27 protein-coding genes are annotated in these 23,107 nt (G+C 38.5%); 23 read left to right on the top strand and 4 right to left on the bottom strand.

The annotated features are described in order from the left end of the window. The first annotated feature begins 10 nt into the window (after positions 1-10). Positions 11-1,498, top strand: coding sequence for a phage portal protein (locus tag AABJ51_RS00695; RefSeq protein WP_338373975.1), 1,488 nt, complete (start codon positions 11-13; stop codon positions 1,496-1,498). Here the strand turns inward: AABJ51_RS00695 and AABJ51_RS00690 are convergent. Then, entirely contained in the window at positions 1,495-1,773 is a 279-nt protein-coding gene (locus tag AABJ51_RS00690) for a hypothetical protein (protein WP_338373974.1), read from the bottom strand. The genes AABJ51_RS00695 and AABJ51_RS00690 overlap by 4 nt on opposite strands. An 86-nt stretch (positions 1,774-1,859) precedes the next feature. On the opposite strand from AABJ51_RS00690, the gene AABJ51_RS00685 reads away from it, so the two are divergent. The 18 genes from AABJ51_RS00685 to AABJ51_RS00600 all read left to right on the top strand — a co-directional run bounded on the left by AABJ51_RS00685 (position 1,860) and on the right by AABJ51_RS00600 (position 19,764). Further along, positions 1,860-3,674, top strand: a complete 1,815-nt coding sequence (locus AABJ51_RS00685; RefSeq protein ID WP_338373973.1) for a hypothetical protein — start codon at positions 1,860-1,862, stop codon at positions 3,672-3,674. Next, entirely contained in the window at positions 3,659-3,841 is a 183-nt protein-coding gene (locus tag AABJ51_RS00680) for a hypothetical protein (protein WP_338373972.1), read from the top strand. The genes AABJ51_RS00685 and AABJ51_RS00680 overlap by 16 nt, the downstream gene beginning before the upstream one ends. Before the next feature lie 118 nt (positions 3,842-3,959). After that, on the top strand, positions 3,960-4,601 hold the full coding sequence (locus tag AABJ51_RS00675; RefSeq protein ID WP_338373971.1) for a hypothetical protein: 642 nt from the start codon (positions 3,960-3,962) through the stop codon (positions 4,599-4,601). Positions 4,602-4,604: 3 nt separating this feature from the next. Continuing rightward, the gene (locus AABJ51_RS00670; RefSeq protein ID WP_338373970.1) at positions 4,605-5,192 is read left to right on the top strand and encodes a head fiber protein; all 588 of its coding nucleotides are present in this window, start codon (positions 4,605-4,607) and stop codon (positions 5,190-5,192) included. Positions 5,193-5,206: 14 nt separating this feature from the next. Beyond that, positions 5,207-6,307 (top strand): hypothetical protein, encoded by a 1,101-nt coding sequence (locus AABJ51_RS00665; RefSeq protein WP_338373969.1) that lies wholly within the window; start codon positions 5,207-5,209, stop codon positions 6,305-6,307. 2 nt (positions 6,308-6,309) lie between these two features. Next, positions 6,310-6,639, top strand: a complete 330-nt coding sequence (locus tag AABJ51_RS00660; protein ID WP_338373968.1) for a hypothetical protein — start codon at positions 6,310-6,312, stop codon at positions 6,637-6,639. Then, positions 6,639-6,959, top strand: a complete 321-nt coding sequence (locus tag AABJ51_RS00655) for a DUF6706 family protein (RefSeq protein ID WP_338373967.1) — start codon at positions 6,639-6,641, stop codon at positions 6,957-6,959. The genes AABJ51_RS00660 and AABJ51_RS00655 overlap by 1 nt, the downstream gene beginning before the upstream one ends. 1 nt (position 6,960) lies before the next feature. Continuing rightward, entirely contained in the window at positions 6,961-7,263 is a 303-nt protein-coding gene (locus AABJ51_RS00650) for a hypothetical protein (RefSeq protein WP_338373966.1), read from the top strand. 1 nt (position 7,264) lies between these two features. Continuing rightward, positions 7,265-7,813: a hypothetical protein gene (locus AABJ51_RS00645; protein WP_338373965.1), complete on the top strand. Its 549-nt coding sequence runs from the start codon at positions 7,265-7,267 to the stop codon at positions 7,811-7,813. Between the two features lie 2 nt (positions 7,814-7,815). Continuing rightward, positions 7,816-8,205 carry a hypothetical protein gene (locus AABJ51_RS00640; protein ID WP_338373964.1) on the top strand — a complete coding sequence of 130 codons (390 nt, stop codon included), beginning with the start codon at positions 7,816-7,818 and terminating at the stop codon, positions 8,203-8,205. A gap of 8 nt (positions 8,206-8,213) precedes the next feature. Continuing rightward, positions 8,214-8,762, top strand: a complete 549-nt coding sequence (locus AABJ51_RS00635) for a hypothetical protein (RefSeq protein ID WP_338373963.1) — start codon at positions 8,214-8,216, stop codon at positions 8,760-8,762. A 73-nt stretch (positions 8,763-8,835) separates the two neighbouring features. Beyond that, on the top strand, positions 8,836-9,366 hold the full coding sequence (locus AABJ51_RS00630) for a hypothetical protein (RefSeq protein WP_338373962.1): 531 nt from the start codon (positions 8,836-8,838) through the stop codon (positions 9,364-9,366). Beyond that, positions 9,336-9,584, top strand: coding sequence for a hypothetical protein (locus tag AABJ51_RS00625; RefSeq protein ID WP_338373961.1), 249 nt, complete (start codon positions 9,336-9,338; stop codon positions 9,582-9,584). Before AABJ51_RS00630 ends, AABJ51_RS00625 begins: the two co-directional genes overlap by 31 nt. Positions 9,585-9,694: 110 nt before the next feature. Further along, positions 9,695-13,909 (top strand): GumC domain-containing protein, encoded by a 4,215-nt coding sequence (locus tag AABJ51_RS00620; RefSeq protein WP_338373960.1) that lies wholly within the window; start codon positions 9,695-9,697, stop codon positions 13,907-13,909. A gap of 4 nt (positions 13,910-13,913) precedes the next feature. Next, positions 13,914-14,834 (top strand): hypothetical protein, encoded by a 921-nt coding sequence (locus tag AABJ51_RS00615; RefSeq protein ID WP_338373959.1) that lies wholly within the window; start codon positions 13,914-13,916, stop codon positions 14,832-14,834. A gap of 1 nt (position 14,835) precedes the next feature. Next, positions 14,836-16,668 (top strand): sialate O-acetylesterase, encoded by a 1,833-nt coding sequence (locus tag AABJ51_RS00610; protein WP_338373958.1) that lies wholly within the window; start codon positions 14,836-14,838, stop codon positions 16,666-16,668. A 2-nt stretch (positions 16,669-16,670) separates the two neighbouring features. After that, positions 16,671-17,459 (top strand): hypothetical protein, encoded by a 789-nt coding sequence (locus AABJ51_RS00605; protein ID WP_338373957.1) that lies wholly within the window; start codon positions 16,671-16,673, stop codon positions 17,457-17,459. Between the two features lie 4 nt (positions 17,460-17,463). Further along, positions 17,464-19,764 carry a hypothetical protein gene (locus AABJ51_RS00600; protein WP_338373956.1) on the top strand — a complete coding sequence of 767 codons (2,301 nt, stop codon included), beginning with the start codon at positions 17,464-17,466 and terminating at the stop codon, positions 19,762-19,764. On the opposite strand, the gene AABJ51_RS00595 is transcribed toward AABJ51_RS00600, so the two are convergent. Genes AABJ51_RS00595 through AABJ51_RS00585 form a run of 3 tightly spaced genes read right to left on the bottom strand, consistent with a single transcriptional unit; the run spans position 19,765 to position 21,089 of the window. Then, the gene (locus tag AABJ51_RS00595; RefSeq protein WP_338373955.1) at positions 19,765-20,166 is read right to left on the bottom strand and encodes a hypothetical protein; all 402 of its coding nucleotides are present in this window, start codon (positions 20,164-20,166) and stop codon (positions 19,765-19,767) included. 24 nt (positions 20,167-20,190) lie between these two features. Continuing rightward, on the bottom strand, positions 20,191-20,700 hold the full coding sequence (locus tag AABJ51_RS00590; protein ID WP_338373954.1) for an SH3 domain-containing protein: 510 nt from the start codon (positions 20,698-20,700) through the stop codon (positions 20,191-20,193). 17 nt (positions 20,701-20,717) lie between these two features. Beyond that, positions 20,718-21,089, bottom strand: a complete 372-nt coding sequence (locus AABJ51_RS00585) for a DUF6567 family protein (RefSeq protein ID WP_134437640.1) — start codon at positions 21,087-21,089, stop codon at positions 20,718-20,720. A gap of 284 nt (positions 21,090-21,373) precedes the next feature. Between AABJ51_RS00585 and AABJ51_RS00580 the strand changes: the two genes are divergently transcribed. From AABJ51_RS00580 to AABJ51_RS00565, 4 genes are read left to right on the top strand one after another with little or no spacing between them, the layout of a single operon-like run. Continuing rightward, positions 21,374-21,715, top strand: coding sequence for a hypothetical protein (locus tag AABJ51_RS00580; protein WP_338373953.1), 342 nt, complete (start codon positions 21,374-21,376; stop codon positions 21,713-21,715). Then, complete coding sequence (locus tag AABJ51_RS00575; RefSeq protein WP_026627319.1) at positions 21,716-22,138, top strand: phage holin family protein; 423 nt, start codon at positions 21,716-21,718, stop codon at positions 22,136-22,138. Then, a complete protein-coding gene (locus AABJ51_RS00570) occupies positions 22,131-22,649 on the top strand; it encodes a glycoside hydrolase family 108 protein (RefSeq protein WP_338373952.1) in 519 nt (172 codons plus the stop codon). Before AABJ51_RS00575 ends, AABJ51_RS00570 begins: the two co-directional genes overlap by 8 nt. Next, positions 22,646-23,092, top strand: a complete 447-nt coding sequence (locus AABJ51_RS00565) for a hypothetical protein (protein ID WP_338373951.1) — start codon at positions 22,646-22,648, stop codon at positions 23,090-23,092. Before AABJ51_RS00570 ends, AABJ51_RS00565 begins: the two co-directional genes overlap by 4 nt. Positions 23,093-23,107 lie beyond the last annotated feature (15 nt).

The raw sequence follows: 23,107 nt of genomic DNA, 5'->3' as shown, positions 1-23,107 counted from the left end.
AGAAAATCCCATGACAATAGAGGAAGTTTTAGCTTTAGCGGATAATAATCAACGTATCGAATACCTCAAGAAAGGCAGACGTACACCTGTGCCCGATGTTGTTCGGCTTTACAATGATTGGAATCCGAATAAGCATGAGATCATTACGGACTTAGAGAAATATCCCAAAATAAAAGTTGTAACCGAAAAAGGCAAAGAAGTAAAAAGCCAGACTTCAGGGCGAATGACTAAGACCGATGATAAGGTTGAATATAAAGATCCGAATCGTATTGCTTTACCCCTCGAACAGGATATCGTCAATATTCAAACCGCTTTCACTGTCGGTACTGAACCATCTATTGACTGTGATACGGACGATGATAGAGAGAAATCTCTTTTGTCAGCATTAAAGCAGGTGCTCAAAAAGAACAAAATCAAGTACCAGAATAAAAAGGTTGTTCGCTCGTGGCTATCGGAGCAGGAGGTTGCCGAATATTGGTACGCTGTCAAAGATGATGGTTTCTGGTCTATTCTCAAAAGAAAGATCGGTGCTATATTCGGCGCAGCTGTTCCAGAGTATCGCCTTAAATCAACTATCTGGTCTCCATTTAGAGGTGACACCCTTTACCCCTTCTTTGATGATACCGGTGATATGGTTGCTTTCTCTCGTGAATATAAAAAGCAAGAGCTTAATGGTACTGAAAAGACCATTTTCATGACATTGACCAATGAGCACATATATACATGGATAGTTGGTGATGATAGTGAAGCCTCTGTCGTAAGTCATGGCTTCCCTAAACTGCCTGTTATATATACCTATCGAAAGAATGCTTACTGTGATGTAATAAGACCGATACGCATTCGTATCGAAAAGCTTCTTTCAGCTTTTGGTGATTGCATTGATTATCATTTCTTCCCAATTTTAAAGCTATTCGGTGAGGTAACAGGTTTCTCTGGTACTACTCGAAACAGAGTTGTTAATCTGCAAGGGGAGAAAGCCGATGCTGCATACCTGACATGGCAACAAGCAGCTGATCCTATTAAGTTAGAGCTTGAAACGCTATTCTCTCGTGCCTATTCCATGACAAACACCCCTCAAATATCATTCGAGAATCTAAAAGGCTCAGGTAATGCTTTATCAGGTAGTGCTTTTCGCTATGTGTTTATGGGAGCACACATGGCAGTAGAGAATCATGCCGAAGAGATAGGTCTGTTTATGCAACGTCGTGTAAACTTCCTTATATCTGCATTAGGTACTCAGAACTCAAGGCTCGCAGCTCCGGCTCAAACTATTGATGTAGATGTGAATATAGTTCCTTACATGATTGATAATCTTGACGACAAAGTGCAAACTGCTGTTACTGCTGTCGATGGTGGTATCTGGTCACGTAAAGAAGGTATTCTCTTTGCCGGTAACGTGGATCGTGTAGATGAAGAACTCAAAGAGATTGAAGAAGATAAACAGAGAGCTGCCGAGCGTAATAATATGGTTGGTATGACAATGGGAGGAGGGTATTAAGATGGAAAACTTAAATACTTAATAGGAATGACTATATGACGATCAGCTAGTGGTTGAGGACCTAGGCCAGTTAATTCAACGTCTTGACAAACTTCTTTAGAAGCCCATTTTAGAGCATCAAGGATAAGTCCATTAAGTTCAGGAGTTCCAAAATCAATTTCATTGTTCCATTTTATATCAATAAAATCATGCCTTAAACGATCTTCAAAATAATGATTTCCATTAAAAGAAAATGTAGCATCTAAAAGAGTACCTAGAGAATTTTCTTTATCCATAAGTTTATAATTATTAATGTTTTAGCATAAATATTTTATCAAATAACAATAAAATTTTTAATTAAAACAAATTTTACACAAAAAAAATGAGCAGTCTTTCTTTTCACGACAAACAGCATGTATTACGGTTACTTAACCAGCAAGGGCAAGTAAAGCGTATTTTCGATGATTTCACACGTCGATCAGGCTTGATATTGACTAAATGGACAGAGAAGAACACGGACAATGTATGGATTCGTAATACAACCCTAGAAAACCAGATCGACAAGTTACTCGAAGAACTACATGATAATCTTCTAATCAACATCAACAATAATACTACCGGTGCATGGGAAGCGTCCAATCTAAAGAACGATGATCTATTAAAAGCTTTCATCAAAGACCTTGCTTTGCCTGAGATCATAGGTAAGAGCCGATATGAGAAGCTTGAGCAAGGTATGTTCGCCCGTAATATGGATGCGCTCAAAGCCTTTCAACAACGAAGGATTGACGGCTTAACGTTATCCGATACAGTCTGGAAATCCGTTGAAGGCGCAAAAGAGAATCTCGAATATTATCTTTCTTCCGGAATATCAACAGGACGCCCAGCAGCTTCAATCTCTCAAGATATTCGACAACTATTACAAGATCCCGATAAACGATTCAGGCGTGTAAAGAATGACGAGGGTAAGCTTATCATGTCGCAACCAATGAAAGCTTATGAGCCAGGCCAAGGACGTTATCGTAGCAGCTATAAAAACGCTCTTCGTGTTGCAGCAACAGAAACAAATCAGGCATACCATACAGCCGATTATGAGCGATGGAGTAATCAAGGTTTTGTTTTGGGTATAGAAGTACATCGTTCGAAGTCAAATAAAGGTCCTTGCGCTATTTGCGATCCGATGGTAGGTAAATATCCTCCTGGTTATAAATTTAAAGGACAACACCCTTGGTGTATCTGCTTTGCTGTTCCTATTATGCTCGAAGGTGAGGAATACATTGATTATCTACTTACTGGAGTAGTACCCGAAGATAAGATCATTAAAACTGTTCCGCAATCAGCTATCGACTTTGTAAACGCTAAAGAAGCGAATAAGAATCAGTGGTTTGTTAAGGAGAATAGCCAATACTTTGGAACACAAGAAGCTCCATCTAAAAAGAATGAGTTTATTCCAAGCAAGACAATAGAAGAAGCTATGACTAAAGCTAAATCCCTAGGCATAAACAAGGTTGATTTTGGCAACGCAGAGCTTGACGATGTAAACACAGTTCTTTCTGCTTTACATGATGAGAAGATGAATACATCTTCTATAAACCTTGATAAATTAATATTTTCTGACGGCTCAAAAATGCAGAATAAAACAGCTTTTGCGGAATATGAACCAAAATCCGATAGAACCACAAGCGGAATATACATAAATACAAAACAATTTAAGAGTAATGATTATTCACGTCTAGTACCATGGGAAGAACAATTATCCGTAGCAAAGGGAAGGATTATTAATTCGGAAGATGTTATTAGTAAAATGCAGTCTCGGCTAGGTATTAATAAAAAAACTGATAATTTCTTAAAACAAGAGATCAAGAGAGAGAAAAAAGTTATTTCTGATATAAAATTCAGGATAATGGATATAGAGGATTCTATCAAAAAAGGAGAACAGCCTATTCGATTTGGAATATCATCATCATTTGAAGATGTAAAACAACAAATAAAAGCAAAGATACATCATGAGTTTGGGCATCATATCGATTATGAATTAGGTAATCCAGGATGGAAGAATGTTTATCAAGCTCCAAGTTTATACGGACAAACAAATAAACAAGAATTTTTCGCCGAATATTATGCAAAATATAAAATGATGGGAGAAAAAGATATTCCTGAAGAACTTATCAATATTTTCAAAAAATGGGAAAAGAAATAATACCAGACAGTAATAGGTGTCTGCATTGTAAGCATTTTTACAATTTGAGTTTTAAGATATGTAAAGCTTTTGCCGAAATACCAGAAGAAGTATTTTTGGGATACAATGATCACTCCCAACCATTAAAAGACCAAGGAAATGATATTGTATTTGAGAAAAAAGAATAATACGCTTTATTATTCTAACATATCAGCCGAGCAGTAATGTTCGGCTTTTTTATGCCTCTCCGAAAAAACTCTCACACACTTATATTTTAAGATAAAACTTCAATTTAAAATTAAGTGTATGAAACAAAAACTATTCGAAGCATTGAAAACAAAGTTTGTTGGTGTCGATGCTCAAATATTAGACCGGATAGCCTCTAAAAAGGCAGAAGGTCAAACGGACGAAAACCAAATACCTACGATTGTCGAGGGAGTTAGTTTTCAGGACGTGTTAACAAGTTACGGTGATTTCCGTGCAGGGGATGCTTCCAAAACTGCAGTTACCAACTACGAAAAGAAGCATAACCTAAAAGAAGGTAAAACCATCGAACAACCGGAACCAACTCCAAGCCCTAACCCAGAACCACCGAAACCAGACGACACTCCAGCATGGGCTAAAGCTTTGATTGACCAGAACAAAACTCTTACTGAGAAGATCGCTTCAATCGAAAACAAAAGCACATTGGAACAGCGGACGTCAGCCATTCAGGCAAAAGCAAAGGAGTATGGTATCCCTGAATCTCAAGCAAAGAGGTATAGTATTCCCGAAGATGCGGACTTAGACGAGTATTTCAAGGACGCAAAACAGGACCTGTCTAACCTTGGGTTTAAGGATGCGAAAGCTCCGGAAAGCCCCGAAGTAGAGATCAAAAAAGAGAGCGAATCGATTGCTGCTGCAATTGAAGCTCAAACCAAAGAAATTGTTGAACAAACTAAAAAGTAAACTATGTCAGCAGGATTTAAGTATAACCTGGAACCGGAACCATCTATCGAAGAACGATACGATGTGAGTACCGGAGTCCGTCGTCGAGGACCTTACAGACTCGACACAACAAATCTGAACGTTGGAGATAACCTTCCTTCGTTTATCCCTATCGCAGCCAATCTGAAGAGCAAGAAGTGTGTTGTTGTCCGTAATGTATTGGTTACAGAAGCGTATACTTCAGGTGCAACATCTCTAAAGATTAAGAAAGGCTCTTATGTATATCCTGGTATGCACATCGGTAATGGAGCAAACGGTGCAACCGTATCGGCTATCAATAAGTCAGATGCAAAGTTTGATTTATTGACAATCACTGATTTCGGAGCAAACCTTGCTATCGGTGATGTTCTTTTCGAAGCTACGGCAGTCGCTGGTACTACTCCGAAGAATGTAGCAAACTCAGCACTCTATGAGAGCCGAAAGGTGGAGGAAGGCAATAATCTGGTAGCCTTGCTATCAGTGGCCAGAGAGATTGAGCCGGATAAACTCATTGTTCCTTTCTCTGCAAAGGACAAGGAGAAACTGGGTAGTGATTTTCAATTTAACGAATAAGGAGGACAAGCAATATGATGTTAACTATTGAAACTCTATTTAATGACCCGAACATCGTTTCGGCAGTTATTAACCGCGTGCAGCAAACACGTACAGATGTGATCTACTGGCAACAGTATCTTGACTTCAAGAGAACGACTACCCGTGTGTTCAAAGACTACATCGGTACTGTTACAGGTGTAATGGCGGGTTCGATCAACTCACGTTATGGAGAAAAGCCGATCCGTGAACGTCGGAACATTGGTTCGGGATATGGTGAGATTGCTTATCTGGGTGACCGCTACCAAATCTCTATCGACCGTCTATCAGAATTGCAGGATTTGATTGACAAATACAATGTCGCTAAGCCGGCAGATCAGAATACAGCATTGAAGGAGATCGTTGATTTCATCTACGATGATTTCCGTCAGATACTCTTAGCTGCCCACAAGCGTATGGACTTGATTGTCGGTTCGCTTATCATGACAGGTAAAGCTACTGTCAAGAACAAGGACGATCGCAAAGATACTGATGCTGCCGACTTGTTGGATATTGATCTTCCGTTCAAGTTTATCACTCCGGAAGCTGCAGTAAAGGATAAGTTTATCTCTTACCTGCAAGATCAGTTGAATCAGTTGAAAGCGGAATATGGTGTGTTCTCTAAAATGATTATGACACGGGCCACATTTGCAAAGAACATTGTCGGTAGTCCTGAGTTGGGGGATAAGTTTAAGATGATTCTCGGACAGCGAGAAATGATGGCCAGTGCAAATCTTATATCTTCTGATTTGGCTTCTCAGGTATTCACCGGTATCGGACTTCCTGCTATCGAGATCAAAGAAGATTATGTGATCGACCAGCAAGGTGTCAATCAACAAGTGTATGCTGACGATCGTATTACCTTGTTACAGCAGGATAAGATCGGGCATATGCGTTTCCATACTCCGTATGAAGCTGTCGACCCAATGCCGGGTCGGACTTACAGTAAATCCGATGGTGAAATGCTAATCTCTCAAGTAAGGGACAATACAGGACGTTTCCTTGAATATACAGCTGAATGGATTCCTCAAATCGCGAATCCAAACCGGATGGTGAATATTAATTTATCGGGAATGAATGATATCGAGGAGGGTTAATTATGAAAGTCAAAGTATTAAAGATATTTCGTGACATATACACCAAAGAGTTATACTCGGTTGGTCGTAAGCTGGAGATCGAGGACGAAGACCGTATCGAGGATTTAACCTCTCGTGGCTTGGTTGGTGTTGTCGAAGAAGAGAAAGCTGCTGATCCGGTATTGATCACTCTCTTCGAAAAAGAGTTTGAGAAGAAAGTTGTTCTTGATGCCTTGAAAGCGATCGGAGAAAAAGTAGCCTGGAACATGAAAAGCGAGAATATCGTTGCTAATGTTGCTGCTTTGGATGAAGAAAAGACAGCTGCTTTGAAAACCGCTTTAGGAATTGAGTAATGACTATCGGGGAGTACATAGAACAGAAGTTTCAGTCCTTCGGCATAGAGTTGTCGGGGGCTGATATTCTGGATATCTCACTCAGTAGTGGACTAGGTGTCGATGAAAACATTACAGGAGATACTATTAATCCTGTGACTGTCGCTATCGTAAAGTTTATACCCGATTTACTGCTTCGTTATTCATCTTTCTCAGAAGGTGACTTATCGATGTCTTGGGCCGATATGAAAGAAAAGATTACAGCATGGTATTCTTTACGATGCTCCGAGTATAGACTTGAGGATAAACTTAGTGATAAACCGACAGTAAACTTTTGGTAATATGTTGCCTTATACCGGACATACAGCAATAGTAACCCTTGAAATTGGCGGACATCTTGAAAATGGTGAGTGGATTGAAGGTCCTAAGCCGGAACTAACGATTAAAGGACGCTATATTCCGGGCAATAATGGAAGTCAGGTCGTCAAGAATAAAGACGGTGACGAAGTTATCTACAAAGGCAGGTTCATGACTTCAACCCCGATCAATAAAGATGCTGTAAGGCTTCTTGTCGCATCGAAAGGCGTTGAAGCTGCGGTTATCAATTGGTATCCGTATGATTCTCACACTGTAATTTATATCTGACATGGCACGAAAAAGCGGACTTACTCCACTTTGGAAGAAAAGCGATATCCGGAAGTTATTGGATAAACTGGGCGAAAGAGCCGAATTTGTGATAATGGACTTATTGCAACGCACAGGGGAAGAGTTTGTCAAGATCGCAAGGTTAGAAGGCAATTACATCGATCATACAGGTAACCTCCGTTCTTCTATTGGTTACGTGATAGTCAAGGATGGGAGAATTATTCAAGAAAGTTCTTTTGAAAAAGTGAAAGGAGCAGGCGAAAATATGAGACTCGTAAACTTTAAAACAAAAGATGGACAAACCGTTAAATTCGCGACCAAAGGGGCTTCTGGGGATGGAAGTGAAGGTCAGAAAGAAGGGCAACAATTGGCACGTGATTTAGCAAGAATCTACTCAAAAGGCTATGTTCTTATAGGTGTTGCCGGAATGAAGTACGCTGTAATCGTTGAAGCGATGGAGAATAAAGATGTTCTAACTCGTGCAGCTGATAAAGCAGACGATTTTATCAAAAGACACAGCAGATTATTGTTTAACAGATTATCAATTTAATCATGGCAGATGAATTTGATATAATAGACCTTGTTTTCGCAGCCGCTGAAAAAGCGAATACAGGATTGATCGGATATAAAGATAATTCCGCTACAGGCGAAAAGAACAATCATTATACTGTTCGAACTACCGGTATGGAAACAAAGGATTTCGTTAATAAAGCACCTGTCGTGAATGTAAATGTATTCATCAAGAAGTATTCAAATGGTATGACAAACCGATCGGCAATGAAAGAAGCAAAACGGAAGCTAATCACTTCGTTTAAATCGATCTCTCATCCTGTCGGGATGTATTTTAAAGCAAAAGTAGTCTGGGCTGAACCTCTGGGCGAAGCAAAAGAAGGCTTCGATTGTACAAATATTAGATTAGAAGTAATAACAGAACTAAATTAATTATAATTATGGCTCAAAATGATAGATCACTAGCAATTGGGGTATCTTATGTAGGTTTTGGTGCATACCTTGGTGCAGGACTTCCGGCAGCAACATACACTCACATAAAAGATGTGTTTGAAGGATCAGTTGCATTCAATTTTAATGAACCTACACAGACAAATATCAATATCGAAGGAACGGATGATCCTCGATGGATTGTAAACCGTAAAGCTGACCCCGATAGTATAGAACTTGCTATACCTTCTCCATCTGCTGAAGATATGGTGATGTTCTGCGGAGGTAAAAATAATGATGGAGTTTGGGAAGCTCCAACCTCCATACCGACGATAAATATGTCGATGAAGATGATTACAGAACCCTACGATGGTAAGTACACCGAATACGTGGTTGTGAATGGATCGGTAGTCGGTCGTTTGTCCCAAGCTCCGGGCAAGCAACAATCGGAATTGCTGTTAGTAAAAATAACAAAACAATTGGCTGTGGATGCAACAGGTACATTGAAAACACCATTCACCAGAGCGGTGAAAGATGTACCAGCAGAACCGGAAGGATAAGCTTACAGATCAGTAATATTAATAAAGGGTATACGGAGTTTGTCGTATACCCTTTATATTTTAAATGAAAAATATGAGCGTAAAGCAAATCATTATCCAAGAAAGCAATACTGTTTCGAACCAGTCCGTAAGTATTCCTTTCGATTTTACAAATAAAGAATCGTTGCCTGAAGGTAAAAATGTCGGGAATTCTATTGTCATCACACCTATCACCGTCCGCACTTGGTTTAAGATAAAGCCTTATTTCGTGCATATCGATAAAGAGGATATTGATAAGCTTGTTCTAAAGCAAGGTGTTGAATTCGATTCAGAGATAAGGGATGTTATCAATAAATACGACAGTCTGCTCTTCGAGATTGTTTGCATCGGTATTCACAATAAGAAAGGTGATATGCCCGGATGGTTCAAAAACGTGCTTATGGATAATTGTACATGGGAAGATATTGGCATTCTGCTTAATGCCATTATTTACCATATAGGCACAACAGCTTTTATGAATTCTATCACAGCCCTGAAAAATGTGAGCCCGTTAGACGAAGAGGAGATAATAGCCCTTCAACAGAACAAGGAAAAATGGATCCGAAAAGCAGCTTTGCGTTCTTAGTTTCCGTTAATGAAGCTTTTGGTTATACCCATGAACAAACATTAGATTGCGGTTTATCGCTCATTATGGCTATGTTCAGAGAATTCAACTATATGCAGATTGAACGAAGTCGATACTCAAGCGGTGAAGATGATCTCAAAGAGGGTGAAGAATGGGTTACTATCACCGATTTTGAATCGGGACAACCCAAAAGAATTAAACGAGTAAAAAGTATATAATCTTATATATTAGATTCGAATAATGATTAGTAGTCGTTTAAAAGTGTGAAACCGAGAGCCGTATTATCTGTGAAGATCGTACGGCTCTTATATTTTAAGAGAAACCTCACATGGGAATAATAAATCGTGACGGAGCTCTCTTCTTGGCTACAGGTATAGATAATAGTGGGCTTAACTCGGGTCTATCCGATGCTGAACGTAGAATAAACTCTTTCGAACAATCGGCTACCAATGCAGGAAAATCAATAAGTAATGCTTTGGATTTAAAATTAGCCATAGAAGCTCAAAAGCAGGCTATAGCGTCTTTAGAAGAACAATACAAAAGATCTAAAACTGCATTTGACAGTTTAGGTAATAATTTCACTCCTAATCATAGATTCTCAGATAAAGAAATTGAAGTATTGAGAAAGCAGTATGATGAAGCTAAAAAAAACATTGAAGATGCACGCAGGGCATTGGATCGTGAGAAAAAAGCATTACAGGAGTTAGAGCTACAAGAAAAACAACTTAGTAATACAAGGCAACAGTCCGCAACATCTTACATGACCCAAATGCGTAAGATTAGACAGGAAATGCAGGAGCTTGCTATGGCTGGAAAGCAAGAGTCTCCTAGGTATAGAGAATTAGAATCCGAGCTGACAAGGGTCGGCACTGCGTACCGTAGGGTTATGTCCGAACAGAGATTGCTTACGACAGCAGGAAATGCTCAATTAGCTGGAATGATTCAAGGAGTAACAGGGCTGTCAGGAGCTTTTTCTGCGGCTCAGGGGGTATCTTCTCTTTTTATAAAAAACAATGAACAGCTTACTGCGATTCAAACCAAATTGCAAGCCGCAATGTCAATTACGATGGGATTGCAAGCTATCGCTAATACAATGCACGCAACCAGCTCTTTTCGGATTACAACCGTTACTAAAGCTACGGCATTATGGACGACAGCTAATTATGCTTTAGGTAAATCTTTTATTAAAATGGGGACATCAGCAGCGACTGCAAGGATTGCGTCTGCGGGGCTGTTAAGCTTTGGGATCGGGGCTCTGATTGTTGGCGTTGGTTTACTTATCAAGAAGTATCAAGATTGGAGTAAAGAGCAGGAGAGAAAGACTAAATTACTAAAGGAAGAGCAAGCCGTTTTACGAGAAGCGAATAAAAACACTAACGAGCAATTGATTAGGGTAAAAGCTTTAGAAGCCGTTTTGCGAAACTCGAATGAGACCTATTCAAAAAGGAATATAGCCCTAAACGAGCTAAAAACAATAATGCCAACATATAATGCCTTATTATCGAAAGAGGGAAAACTAATTGAAGATAACACAGGAGCATTAAAGAAGTATGTGCGAGAGTTAAAGAATTCGGCACTGGCGAAAATATATGTCGATAAATATGCTAAGGCGCAAGAAGATTATGAGACTTGGCTCGATAACTTATCCCCTGTTGATAAAAAGATCAGAGATTTAAGCGATGAAGATTTAAAAAAAACAGGGGTTGATCTTAGTGCCGAATGGAAACGTATAAGGAAAGAAGAGATCGAGCATCAGAAAGCCTTGCAAAAATGGGATGAGAAATCTCAGGAATACATAGCTAAAGATATCGATAAGGTTGAAGCTAATACAAAGGAATATTGGGAGATTCAGCAAAAATCTGCATTAGCCAGATTGAACACAATGAAAGAGGAGAAGAAAGGATCAAAAGAGTGGACTCAGGCACTTGCGGAATACAATCAGGCATCAACCAAATTGAAACAATGGGATTTCTCGGATACTGCCAAAAACAAAGCCGAATCGGCAGCCGAAAAAACACGTAAGAAGTTAGAGGAGCTGAGTAAAGCCAAAGGGAAACAATCCTTGCAGGATATCAGAACAGCCAAGGATCTTGAATTTCAGATGACTGAAGCCCGAATTCGAGCTATGGATGAAGGTTCGGCTAAGGTTATTGCTCAGATGGAGTTTGATTATGAAAAAGAGAAAGAAGCCTTAAAACGACAACAGGAAGATGCTTTAAAGACCAAGAAAGATAATGCCCGAGACATATTTGAAGCAGACGTAAAAAATAAAGGTAAATCTTTTGATGATTCATCTATCAAATTAACAGACGACGAAAGAAAGAAATATGCTGATCTTCAAGTAAAATCAGACGAAGCATATCAGAAAGACAAGTTAACTTTTGAGCTTCAGTATATGCGTGATTACATCAAAGAATATGGAACGTTTCAGGAAAAGAAACTTACTATTGCGCAAGAATATGATAAAAAAATAGCTGCATCAGCCAACGAATGGGACAGAAAAATATTAGAAAATCAAAAAAAAGCGGCTCTGTCATCTGTAGACTTTGATGCTATAAACAAAAGAATCGACTGGCAGGGTGTCTTCGGCAATTTAACGGGGATGCTTGACAGCCAGCTTAAAGATCTTATTTCCGGGTTAAAAGAGTATATAAAAACAGATCAGTTTAAGCAAAGCTCTGCGACCGATCAGAAAACAGTCTTTGATGCCATTGAAAAACTTAGGAGCGTAACGCCCGGAGGTGAGGGTACTTTAAATTTTAAGGATATACAACGTCAGATGGATGATCTGGGAAATGCGATCAACCATCTGCAAATAGCAACATTAAATGAGAAAACAGCATACGACAATTTAGGTAAAGCGCAGAACGAATATGATAAGGCTTTAAAATCAAATAATCAAGCTACAATCGAGGGGGCAAAACGAGCTCTTGCGATGGCCCAAACTGCTGCAAATACATCCAGCATCGCTTACAAAGAAGCTGAATCAAATGTACAGAATTTGGGTAATGGATTTAAAGAGACAGCTACTGATACGATAGATGGTCTAAACTTGGTTAGCGATGGCCTAAATAACTTTGCCAGCAACTCTTTGCCTCAAATATTTAAAGGACTCCAAAGTACTGTTACCGGATTATCCAAGTTGAATATAGGAGGAAAAGTTGGAGAAGTAATTGGTACTTTATCAAAAACGTTATCGAATGCTTCTGTTGTTGGGCAAATCATAGATGCAGTATTGTCGATTTTGGATGTACTGAAAGATGGTATCGGAACATTAGTATCCAGCCTAATAGACACTGTTTTAGGGGCTATTGATGGCATTCTTAAAAATATACTGAGCTTCGATATTACCAAGCAGATTGCAGGTTCTTTGAAAACAGGACTTAGCAATATACTCAATACACTATCATTCGGAGGATTCAATTCTCTAATCTCATCCATCAATGGAGGAAATGCTAAAGAAACTGCCAAAACGATAAGCAGACTGACATCTTCAAATGAAGCCTTAAAGGTTTCGGTTGATGCTTTAAAAGATGAAATAGCCGGTACGAACGGAAGTAAATCAATACAAGCTTATAACGAAGCGGTAACTGCTCAAGAAAGGTATAGCGAGAATCTAAGAAAGATACTGGATGCACAAATGAGATATAGTAATTCTCACCATTCCAACGCTTATTATTGGGATTTAGATGCAAACAGTCTAAAAGAAGTCAATAAATTATTAGGTACAAGCCTCAATAATACATGGAATGATTTCTCAAAACTTACAGCCGATCAGATGAATGAGATTAGAACACATCTACCTGATGTGTGGTCGGAGATGATTAATGAAGGAAAATACGGAGATCGCTTTAAGGATGATTGGAATAACTATGCAGATCAAGCCGGCAAGGTTAAAGAAATGACAGATGATCTTCGTGAAAACATCGCTCAAATATCCTTCGATAGTCTTCGTGACAGCTTCGTGAGTACTCTTATGGATATGGATAGTGATGTAGAAGACTTTGCTAACAATTTCGAGGAATACTTAACTAAAGCCTTACTCAATTTTGCTGTTGGAGATTTGTTGGATTCCAGAATAAAAAAATGGTATGAATCGTGGACTGATACCATAAACGAACAAAACGGTAAGCTCACTGAAGCACAGATCGCTCAACAAAAAAAAGAATGGGAAGATATTGTCAAAGAGGGAATAGCTATACGTGATAACATCACCAATTCGACAGGATATACAGGAAAAAACGACATCAATGGAATTACAGGTGTTGCAGCATCTATCACTCAGGACTCAGCCAATGAGCTGAACGGAAACTTCTATGCCCTGCGTCAATCTGTAAATGAGGTCCGTAACATCAATAAGCAGACACAGGAATATATCAAAGTCCAAACGGGGCATATATCGGATGTAAAAGAAGCGGTCAGCAGTTACAAGCAGGTGTTTGCCGATCAATTGACATATATTAAGATGACCGCAGAAAATACAGCTGCAACAGCGAGCATACTAAGAGAAATAAGAGATAAAGGAATTGATCTAAGAAGGTAATAATATGAGAGGACTTTGGTACATAGACGGCATAGATATATTTGTAAAATATAATATCGGGATCGTACGTGATGGGTTTAATGATCTCTTTGTATTTCCGGCATTCAAAGACTTGTATTATAACGACTGGCCGGAGAATGACGGGATCGATATCGATTTATCCGATCCGAAACTGAATAATAAAACGGTTGATATCAAATTCGCATCCGTTACTCTGGATAATGAAATGATTGACAGTTTTATCGTTTTTCTTACTCAGCCAGGATATAGGACTCTAACCATGACAACACTCGGCAGATCCTGGCAATTAAGATTGAATAAAGAATCGGCTCGGAATGTAGAGAGAAACACGCAGGAGTTTACCCTGCAATTCTATGATGATTTTCCTTTGATAACCGGCAGTTTTACAAGAAAAGGCTACGGGTTTAATCTTCCTAAATCAGAGTATAAACTCGATGGCATTTCTTTTTCTGAATACGGATTAATCGTAAATAAAGGTAAAGCCGAGATTTACAAATCTCCGGATCAGAAAACAAACCTTGAAGTAAATATCGGAACACTCAACAGTGTCATATACGATACATCACGGTATGTATTCAAGCAAAAGGAAGTCACACTGCAATGCAGCTTTCTTTGTGAGAATCTCGATATGTTCTGGAGTAATTATTTCTCTTTCTTCTCGGATTTGATAAAACCGGAAAGCAGATTACTTGCTGTTGACTATATGGATGATGTCTTTGAGTGCCACTACAAAAGCTCTTCCGACTTTAAGATAGAGATACACCCCTCTTATATTTTATGTCAGTTCAGTCTGGTTTTGGTATTTATCAATTACAGACCGCTTAATACAATCTTAGTCCTTGGATCTGAGGATAAAGAGTTCCTGCTTATTTCAGAAGATAACGAATATTTAATAGAGATATAATATGGCTGAAAAGTATAAAATAAAAAAAGTCACCGACTTTCCCGAAGCGTCAACCCTCGACGGATTCTATGCCTTCGGTACAGATGGTAGTAACAATTCGGTAAAAGTGCCGATCGGAATGTTAAGAGGGAATTCTCCTCATATCGGCGCAAATGGTAATTGGTATGTTGGAGATATTGACCTCGGAGTACACGCACAGGGAGAGCCGGGCGAAGTAACATTGGCTCAATTAGACTTGAAAGCCGATGAAGAAACCGAATCGGGCGAAACCGTTATGCGTTCCTTTCAAAGCAATAACGATCACATCTTAGACATTGCCGGAGACGACGGAGCGATACTCGGATATTGGGATAAAGACAAAAAATTTAGAGCACACACCGATTACCTCGAAGCACAAACAAGCAATAACGGGCATAAACTGGATTTTGCTGACGAAGCCGGGAATATTATATTCTACATCGATGCTGCCAATAAATTCAGAGCAAACTTTGATTTTTCGATAGACGTTGAAAACTCACTCGGTAACAATGAAAATAAAGGTATCAGTCAGGACTTTTTTACAAAAAAATACTTCGAACTGCTTGATAAAATAGAACCACAGTCAAATACAGATGTAGTTCATATTATCGTATTGGGACAATCACTGTCAATGGGCTATATCGCATCTCCCGTATGTTCGGCTGTCAGTACACAGCAAGCCTTTATGTTTAAGCATATCCGTACTCAGGATTTCGGTTATATCTATGGTATTACTAAAACCCAGTACAATAACAATACCGCTCAATATGACAACGATTTCTATACCTCTCTTATTCCGCTTATAGAATCGGGCGGTTATGGCAATGCATCCGCAAAATGGGAAAATGCTTCTCCCAGCGAATACGAAACTCCGTGTTCGGGAATAGCCGAGGGCATCTATCAGGCATATCGGGAAGACGGGCGGCCTGACATACCTTTCAAGATACTCTTTACAGCTCCGGGCATCGGAGGAACAGAAATACCGGGAGCATATACCAATGGAGGCCGAATTCTGGAACGATGCCTAAAAGATGTGCAAAAGGTAAAGGCTTTGTGCGATAGTTCAGGACTTACATATAAAACCGGATATATAGTATGGGTACAAGGCGAACAAAACTATGGAACATCTATTGCTGATTACAAGACCGCATTGTCGAGCCTGATTACGCTCTATAATGAAAGAATAAAAACGATAACAGGACAGGCGGACGATATACCGTTCATCAGTTACCAGACAAACGTAAACAAAGGATCATCTTATACAGCAAAGACTCAATACCCGGCTTTGGCTCAATGGGAACTTTCGCTCGATAATCCGTTGTTTTATATGGGAGCTCCGATCTATAACCTTCAATTAGCGGCCGATAAAGTACACCTGACAAATATATCTACCCGAATGATGGGTAATTCGTTAGGAAGAATCAACTACCGGGTATTGAAAAATAAATATACACCGTTTAAACCTGTAACTGTTTCAAAAGCCGGAAACGTTGTCACCCTCGTTTTTGACAGAAAGATAACCCTCGACTCTCAAACATTATCAGGTAACGGGCTCGATCTATCGGAAATAACATCAAATGCCGGATTCTTTCCTATAAATGCAGCAGGCAGTATCCTTACAGCAGCCACAGTTTTAAACTCTGATGAAAAATCGGTAACAATCACATGTTCAGCCGAACCCGAGAAGCTGTACTACGGATTTTCAGCACTAAACAGTTATACAGTGGGCGGTTTTATCCGCGAAAAAGAACAACCGGATGCTTATGCCGCATATAAACTCAATTTATACATGCCAAATCAAATAATACAATTATAATTATGGGACAAGTTATCAGAATAAAAGGACTGTACACGGGGGATATCGGTTTCGGGACAGTCGATAATCCAAACGAAAACCTGGATGCGGACGCCCGGGCGTATTTAACTTTAGCAACAGGATTATCCGCAGCCGAAAAATCGGCTGTAAACGCCTTTATAGTAGGATTGAAATCAAAAAACTTATGGGCAAAGCTATCTGCCGTCTATCCTTTTTTAGGAACAGGACAAACGGGGCGCGGAGCCAATTTGAGAAATACTTCTAAAAACCTTACCTATTCAGGCTATTCTGCATCAAGTGAAAATACCAAAGGATGGATAGCTGTTAATGGTATGTGGGCAGGTACAGGATTAACCGATACATGGAATAATAATTATGTAGGGGTTTATATGTCTGTAAAGCTGGGTAATAGCAAAGTCGCTTGTAATGTCTCGGATACCTCTAAAGGCATTATGTCTATTATAACAAGATCATCGGGATTGATGACGGCTCAGGTTGGAAATTCTTCTACAAATGTAGATTTTCCGACAAACAGCGGTGTCGGTATGTTTTCTGTCTCCACCCAAATCACATCGGCTGATGCTTACTACAATAATACAAAAGCGAGCGTAACGAAGCCAACAGCATCAACTGCATCGGAAATGCAGTTGATGAGCTACAATTCCGCAGCAGTTGTGACACCCGGTAGTATTATGTCTATCGCTCTTTTAGGTGCATATCTGACAGAAGCCGAAATTACCTCTCTGAATAGTGAAATAAATACTTTTTTAACAGCGATAGGAAGGATATAATATTATGCAACTATATAACCCCGATACAACCCCGCTGATCGATGTAGAAGTCACAGATGAATCCTATGCTTATAAGCAGATTATGAGCAGGGATGATCTGACTTTGTATTTCAGCCTTACATCCTATATTGAAATGCCGATAGATATGTACTGTGTATTTCAGAATATAATGTATTATCTGACGGATGAATCCAACTTCACACAGCATGGCAGCCGAAACTTTGAATACACTCTGAAACTGGATGCACCGATAGCATACATGAAGAAAACAAAGTTCAAATTCGTGACACTCGATAAAGAACCTGATGGAAGTATAAAACTCAATGCTCCTGCAAAAACGAAGTTCTCGCTTCGTGGCACACCTTCCGATTTCTTGGATATGCTTGTCGATTGTATGAATTACAATGACAAATCCGGAGGATGGACCAAAGGGGAATGTATAGAGGGTGAAGACCTGCTGATGGATATAAACGATCTGTTTTGTTATGAATTCTTAGGGCAGTTAGCTGATCAATATAAAACTGAATTTGATGTTGTCGGAAAAACCATCCATCTGAAGAAAGTCGAGAATAAGAACCTCCCTCCTATCCCATTGGCATACGGAAAAGGAAACGGATTGTTATACGGACTTGAGAGAAAGATATACAAAACACCAGTATCGAGAGTGTGGATCGAATCATCCGACCGTAATATAGATGCTCCAACTTATGGAGCTGACACTTTACGTCTGGAAAAGAATAAAACTATCGTTTATGAAGGTATTGAATATGTAACTGATGCGACAGGATCTTATGTAGAACGAAAAATTCCTCTTAGAGATACGACCGTTCCACCGGAAGCCACGGTTGATGTTACTGAGATATATCCATCACACGAAGGTACGATAACAAGTGTTGAAGCAATAGACGACAGCAAAGGTTTATATGCCTTTATTGACATCGATAATGTCATTGATTACAACAAAGTCGCCATTGCCGGAGAAACTGCAACTATTATATTCCAAACGGGAGAACTGGCAGGATCGGAAAAAGAATATGAGTTTGCATATGACCATACAAGAAAACGTTTCAGAATAAAACCTATTACTGATAATGGCTTGGTATATCCTCAAGGGACAATCATTCCTGCAGTCGGTGATAAGTATGCAGTATTTCATATTAAACTACCTCAGGAATATATCGATGAAGCTCAGGAAAAGGCACTGAACGAAGTAATTCCTTTCCTCTATGAAAACGAACATCCTCAATATACATACTCAGCTCCGATAGATCAGAAGTATGCCAAGGAGAATTGGGGCATTATCGGTGACCGGTTAAAAGTCGGTTATTTTATCCGCTTATCCGATGAACAATATTTGCCGGAAGGTGCGGATATCCGCATAACTGCTGTTACCACATTCGTCAATAAACCGAGAATGCCAAAGATCGAACTATCAAATAGTGTTACCCGAACTTCATTAAATACGGAGATCAATAAGATAGATAATCAGGAACAAACCATCGAAAGGAAAAACAGCAGTACTCTAAGAACAATAAAGGGGCTTAATTATCTTAAAACGGCATTGGAGAATAGCACAACCATTGAGGGTGGTGTTATCTTAACAACTCTTATTCGTATGGGATTTATGGTTGATGATGAGTGGCAGGAAAATTCAGGTATAAACGGTATCAATCAAAGCCCCGATGATGTGGCTTTCTGGGCAGGCGGTACACTCGACCAGGCGATCAATCTGGTTGCAGATCCAAATGCAACGGATGATGTTGCTCAGATTGTTATTACTCATGGCGGTGGGATTATAGCGAATCAGGCTATTATAAAAGGTACAATATATGCTACTGACGGTGAATTTTCCGGTAAGATAAAAACCGGTGATGGCAGTATTATCGGAGGTATGACCGTTGACGGTGAAGCCATGTACGGTAATTCAGCTTCATTCTTTAAACCATTAGTGTATGATTGGGCGAATGCAGAAACTTGGATAACCAATAACTTCCAAAGAAATCATAATTTTGTATTGTATGGAGAGATAGATGATGGTAGTTATAGGAGTGTACTCCTTCCCGGTTATGCATCTTTACAAAATTATGACTTCTTTATACGAATTATGGTTCGGTATGACAGTAATGCCAAATTTATGATCAATCCATCTGCTGATACATATATTCGAGATAATAACGGAAATATATATACCCACGATTCGAGTTCTTCAACATTTCCAAATGGATCTGTTGGAATGGAAAAAGGTGATGTTTTAGAACTATATTATCATGATAAGAATTACTATTTGGTCAATCACAGAACATAATTACTGCCTAATGAATAAATACTTAAACCCTACAAAATCTATCCGAGAGTCCGAAACAATATGAATTGTGTTGGCATCAGGCTTTTTGGCTATTAGAAGTATATATGTTTCATCACCTGATTTGACTGTGATTTTATTATCATTGACGGTATATGTACCACTATAGGTAACCTGCGATTTAACAAGAACACAAGTGTTATCATTATTAAAATCGATCAGATATGTACCATTATTTAAATTAAAATCTTCCACCGCTGCCCCACTCGCTCTTTCAGCTTTCCAATTACCGACGATGTCTTCTTTTGTAAAGCTGGAGGTTTTGGAGTTATCGACCGGATCATCATCGCTACTGCAAGCGATAAATAAAGGAAGAAATAGTAGAATTGTTAGTAGTTGTTTCATGATTGTAATTTTATAGTTTTATTATTAATGCTGCCAACATCTACCACCACCGGAAACACGCCTTTGACATGAACCTCCTTTTTTGGTAGGTGCTCCACAAAGACCACTATAGCTAGATCTACTTCTAATAATCGAATTACGCCTCGGTGTATTATATGAATTAGTTTGGTGAGACGATTTTGAAATTATAGTTTTAGAAGTTGTAGTACTAGATGATTTACTCGTTGGTTTTTTACTGGTAGTTATATCATTATCTAAGGAAACACTTTTATCTTGAATATTCTCTTTGAAAAAGGGATAATTAGTATATGATATTTTACCTATGTGTTTAATCTTATAGAAGTCATTAACTCTTTCCAGAACTTCTATATAATTACTATTTCGGATTAATCCTATTACCGGAGATTCGATATTTGGTTGTTCTCTGACTTCAATATCTTCTTTCAGTTGAATCGCCATGGGTAGATTCTGAGAAGTCAATGAAGAAAACGAGAAGATTGATAATAGAATGACGGCTAACAGCTGTTTCATCATTTGTAATTACTTATTTATTACTCAGTAAATTCAATAACAGTACCATTAGCGATGGCTTTAGTTTTTGACCAAAAGAAGTAAAACTGTCTTTTATATTGGACATTCACATTAATAACGGCAACTGCACCTGTCTCATTATTTATACTGGATAGCATCTCGCTAACTGCTGATTCGGATAATGATTTTCTTGAAAGACCTCCTATGCCTAATACATGGGTTTGTTTACTTTCTCCTTTAACATATCCCACAATTTTATAATTTTTACGACTTAGGGTAACATTTGTCTGGATTTGAGACATATTAGAAGTTGCTTCACTTGAAGCACCACAACTGCTAAAAATAATAACTGATGATAAGATAGTGATTAGGAGAAATAATGATTTTTTCATTTAAATAATGTAGTGTTTTTTGTTAATATTTAGTTTGCTGTATATTCATCAAGAAATAGTCTTGTAATTATTTTATAGCTATGTGTTATTTTACAGAACAAACTTAATAAACATTTTTACATTTATTGACATATAAATACGATTTTTATTTCACAAAAACATATTTAACAAACAATCTACATTCTGTTTATTCCCAGCCTCTCATTATCATGGTAGGCCTTTTCTATGTCCGTACCTTTAAAATAAAAAGAATCACCCTCTTTATATTTTAAAGTAAAAGCTCAATGAAAATAATCTACAATAAATATCTTCCCCTCAAAGGATATGTAGCAATTAACCTTTTCGGGCTGATCTTTGCCCGTAAAGAGTTCAAGCCTTTATCAAGAATTACGGAGAATCACGAACGGATCCATACGGCTCAGATACGAGAATTATTGTTCGTATTCTTTTATATCTGGTATGGTATTGAGTGGCTAGTAAGGTTATTTCAATACCAAGATCGAAAAGAAGCTTATCTCAATATATCGTTTGAAAGGGAGGCATATTCAAATCAAAACAATCTGGGATATCTCAAAGACCGTAAAAAGTATCGGAATTTTAAATATTTATCTATAAAGAAAAAGTAAATGGAAAACGTAACAACCGATCAGTTTTTAACCGGCTTGCTCGAGTTCTTTATCTGGGCCAAGTGGTTAATGTTAACAGCTTTTGTTTTGACAATGGCAGATTTAAAGTTTGGAGTAGAAAAAGCCAAATACCTGAAAGAAGAAGTACGAAAATCAAGAGCTATTCGCCGGACACTTCAAAAGATATGCGATTATATCATGTGGATCATTCTTGCATACACATTGGATAAAGCTTTTATCTCTTTCGAAATAGATCTTCTGCCTTTTATCATACTCATTGTCATATATGGAATTGAGTTAGAGAGTATATTCAAAAACTACTTTACAGCCAGAGGAAAGAATATTAAAGTTAATTTCTTAAAGTTCTTTGGTAAGAAAACAGATTTGATTGACGTAGAAGAAAAGGAGGACAACAATGGCTGATGTAAATAAAATAATACCCTTTATTCTAAAGTGGGAAGGCGGTTTTGTTAATGATCCTGACGATCTGGGTGGTGCTACAAACAAAGGTGTGACAATTGGCACTTATGAAGCATATTGCCGAAAGAAAGGTTATCCAAAACCAACCATCGAAAGATTAAAGAATCTTACTCAGGAACAGTGGAAAGATATTCTCAAAACAATGTACTGGGATAAATGGAAAGCGGATGAAATAGAAAATCAGTCAGTCGCTAATATCCTTGTCGATTGGGTTTGGGCTTCGGGTGCATACGGCATCAAGTTACCTCAAAAGATACTTGGTGTTGCTATCGATGGAATAGTAGGACCTAAAACCATTGAAGCCGTAAATAGCCATGATCCGAAAGAGTTATTCGAAGCAATCAAAGCTGAAAGAATCGCTTATATAGATCGGATTATACAGGCACGTCCTGCAAATAAGAAATTCCGAAAAGGATGGCTGAATAGGATTAATGACTTAAAGTTTAAAGGATGAAAAAGTCAGAACGTATTTACATATTCATTTGCCTGATCATTCTCTTTATTGGATTGATAGGCTTGTTTTCGGGATGCAAGAGTAAAACTTTGTATGTGCCGGTTGAAAGTGTAAAGACCGAGTATAGAGATAAGCTTATTCGAGATTCAATCTTTCAAAAAGAGCTTGTCAGAATCTATCAAAAAGGAGATACAATATTTAAAGATAGTATTGTCTATGAATACAGAAACAAGTTCATAAAAGATACCGTAAACCTTAGTGATACGATCCGAGTACCTTATCCTGTCAAAGGTGATACAATAGAAGTAAACAAACTCAATTGGTATCAAGAAGCTTGCATCTGGTTTACGTCGCTTGTATTAGTTGCATTGCTGTTATATCTCGGAATAAAATACAGAGGTAAGATATTAGCTTTCTTTAAGAAGATGGTGTTTGGAGGGTGATAGATTTAGGTTAGT

The organism is Indolivaga capnocytophagoides (assembly GCF_036511535.1).
Taxonomy (GTDB): Bacteria; Bacteroidota; Bacteroidia; order Bacteroidales; family Dysgonomonadaceae; genus Dysgonomonas_A; species Dysgonomonas_A capnocytophagoides.
This window is presented reverse-complemented; position numbering and strand designations above follow the sequence as displayed.

Excerpts from the sequence above, each read along its gene's own strand:
- AABJ51_RS00695 (WP_338373975.1), top strand. The coding sequence starts at position 11 with ATGACAATAGAGGAAGTTTTAGCTTTAGCGGATAATAATCAACGTATC.
- AABJ51_RS00690 (WP_338373974.1), bottom strand. The coding sequence starts at position 1,773 with ATGGATAAAGAAAATTCTCTAGGTACTCTTTTAGATGCTACATTTTCT.
- AABJ51_RS00685 (WP_338373973.1), top strand. The coding sequence starts at position 1,860 with ATGAGCAGTCTTTCTTTTCACGACAAACAGCATGTATTACGGTTACTT.
- AABJ51_RS00680 (WP_338373972.1), top strand. The coding sequence starts at position 3,659 with ATGGGAAAAGAAATAATACCAGACAGTAATAGGTGTCTGCATTGTAAG.
- AABJ51_RS00675 (WP_338373971.1), top strand. The coding sequence starts at position 3,960 with ATGAAACAAAAACTATTCGAAGCATTGAAAACAAAGTTTGTTGGTGTC.
- AABJ51_RS00670 (WP_338373970.1), top strand. The coding sequence starts at position 4,605 with ATGTCAGCAGGATTTAAGTATAACCTGGAACCGGAACCATCTATCGAA.
- AABJ51_RS00665 (WP_338373969.1), top strand. The coding sequence starts at position 5,207 with ATGATGTTAACTATTGAAACTCTATTTAATGACCCGAACATCGTTTCG.
- AABJ51_RS00660 (WP_338373968.1), top strand. The coding sequence starts at position 6,310 with ATGAAAGTCAAAGTATTAAAGATATTTCGTGACATATACACCAAAGAG.
- AABJ51_RS00655 (WP_338373967.1), top strand. The coding sequence starts at position 6,639 with ATGACTATCGGGGAGTACATAGAACAGAAGTTTCAGTCCTTCGGCATA.
- AABJ51_RS00650 (WP_338373966.1), top strand. The coding sequence starts at position 6,961 with ATGTTGCCTTATACCGGACATACAGCAATAGTAACCCTTGAAATTGGC.
- AABJ51_RS00645 (WP_338373965.1), top strand. The coding sequence starts at position 7,265 with ATGGCACGAAAAAGCGGACTTACTCCACTTTGGAAGAAAAGCGATATC.
- AABJ51_RS00640 (WP_338373964.1), top strand. The coding sequence starts at position 7,816 with ATGGCAGATGAATTTGATATAATAGACCTTGTTTTCGCAGCCGCTGAA.
- AABJ51_RS00635 (WP_338373963.1), top strand. The coding sequence starts at position 8,214 with ATGGCTCAAAATGATAGATCACTAGCAATTGGGGTATCTTATGTAGGT.
- AABJ51_RS00630 (WP_338373962.1), top strand. The coding sequence starts at position 8,836 with ATGAGCGTAAAGCAAATCATTATCCAAGAAAGCAATACTGTTTCGAAC.
- AABJ51_RS00625 (WP_338373961.1), top strand. The coding sequence starts at position 9,336 with ATGGATCCGAAAAGCAGCTTTGCGTTCTTAGTTTCCGTTAATGAAGCT.
- AABJ51_RS00620 (WP_338373960.1), top strand. The coding sequence starts at position 9,695 with ATGGGAATAATAAATCGTGACGGAGCTCTCTTCTTGGCTACAGGTATA.
- AABJ51_RS00615 (WP_338373959.1), top strand. The coding sequence starts at position 13,914 with ATGAGAGGACTTTGGTACATAGACGGCATAGATATATTTGTAAAATAT.
- AABJ51_RS00610 (WP_338373958.1), top strand. The coding sequence starts at position 14,836 with ATGGCTGAAAAGTATAAAATAAAAAAAGTCACCGACTTTCCCGAAGCG.
- AABJ51_RS00605 (WP_338373957.1), top strand. The coding sequence starts at position 16,671 with ATGGGACAAGTTATCAGAATAAAAGGACTGTACACGGGGGATATCGGT.
- AABJ51_RS00600 (WP_338373956.1), top strand. The coding sequence starts at position 17,464 with ATGCAACTATATAACCCCGATACAACCCCGCTGATCGATGTAGAAGTC.
- AABJ51_RS00595 (WP_338373955.1), bottom strand. The coding sequence starts at position 20,166 with ATGAAACAACTACTAACAATTCTACTATTTCTTCCTTTATTTATCGCT.
- AABJ51_RS00590 (WP_338373954.1), bottom strand. The coding sequence starts at position 20,700 with ATGATGAAACAGCTGTTAGCCGTCATTCTATTATCAATCTTCTCGTTT.
- AABJ51_RS00585 (WP_134437640.1), bottom strand. The coding sequence starts at position 21,089 with ATGAAAAAATCATTATTTCTCCTAATCACTATCTTATCATCAGTTATT.
- AABJ51_RS00580 (WP_338373953.1), top strand. The coding sequence starts at position 21,374 with ATGAAAATAATCTACAATAAATATCTTCCCCTCAAAGGATATGTAGCA.
- AABJ51_RS00575 (WP_026627319.1), top strand. The coding sequence starts at position 21,716 with ATGGAAAACGTAACAACCGATCAGTTTTTAACCGGCTTGCTCGAGTTC.
- AABJ51_RS00570 (WP_338373952.1), top strand. The coding sequence starts at position 22,131 with ATGGCTGATGTAAATAAAATAATACCCTTTATTCTAAAGTGGGAAGGC.
- AABJ51_RS00565 (WP_338373951.1), top strand. The coding sequence starts at position 22,646 with ATGAAAAAGTCAGAACGTATTTACATATTCATTTGCCTGATCATTCTC.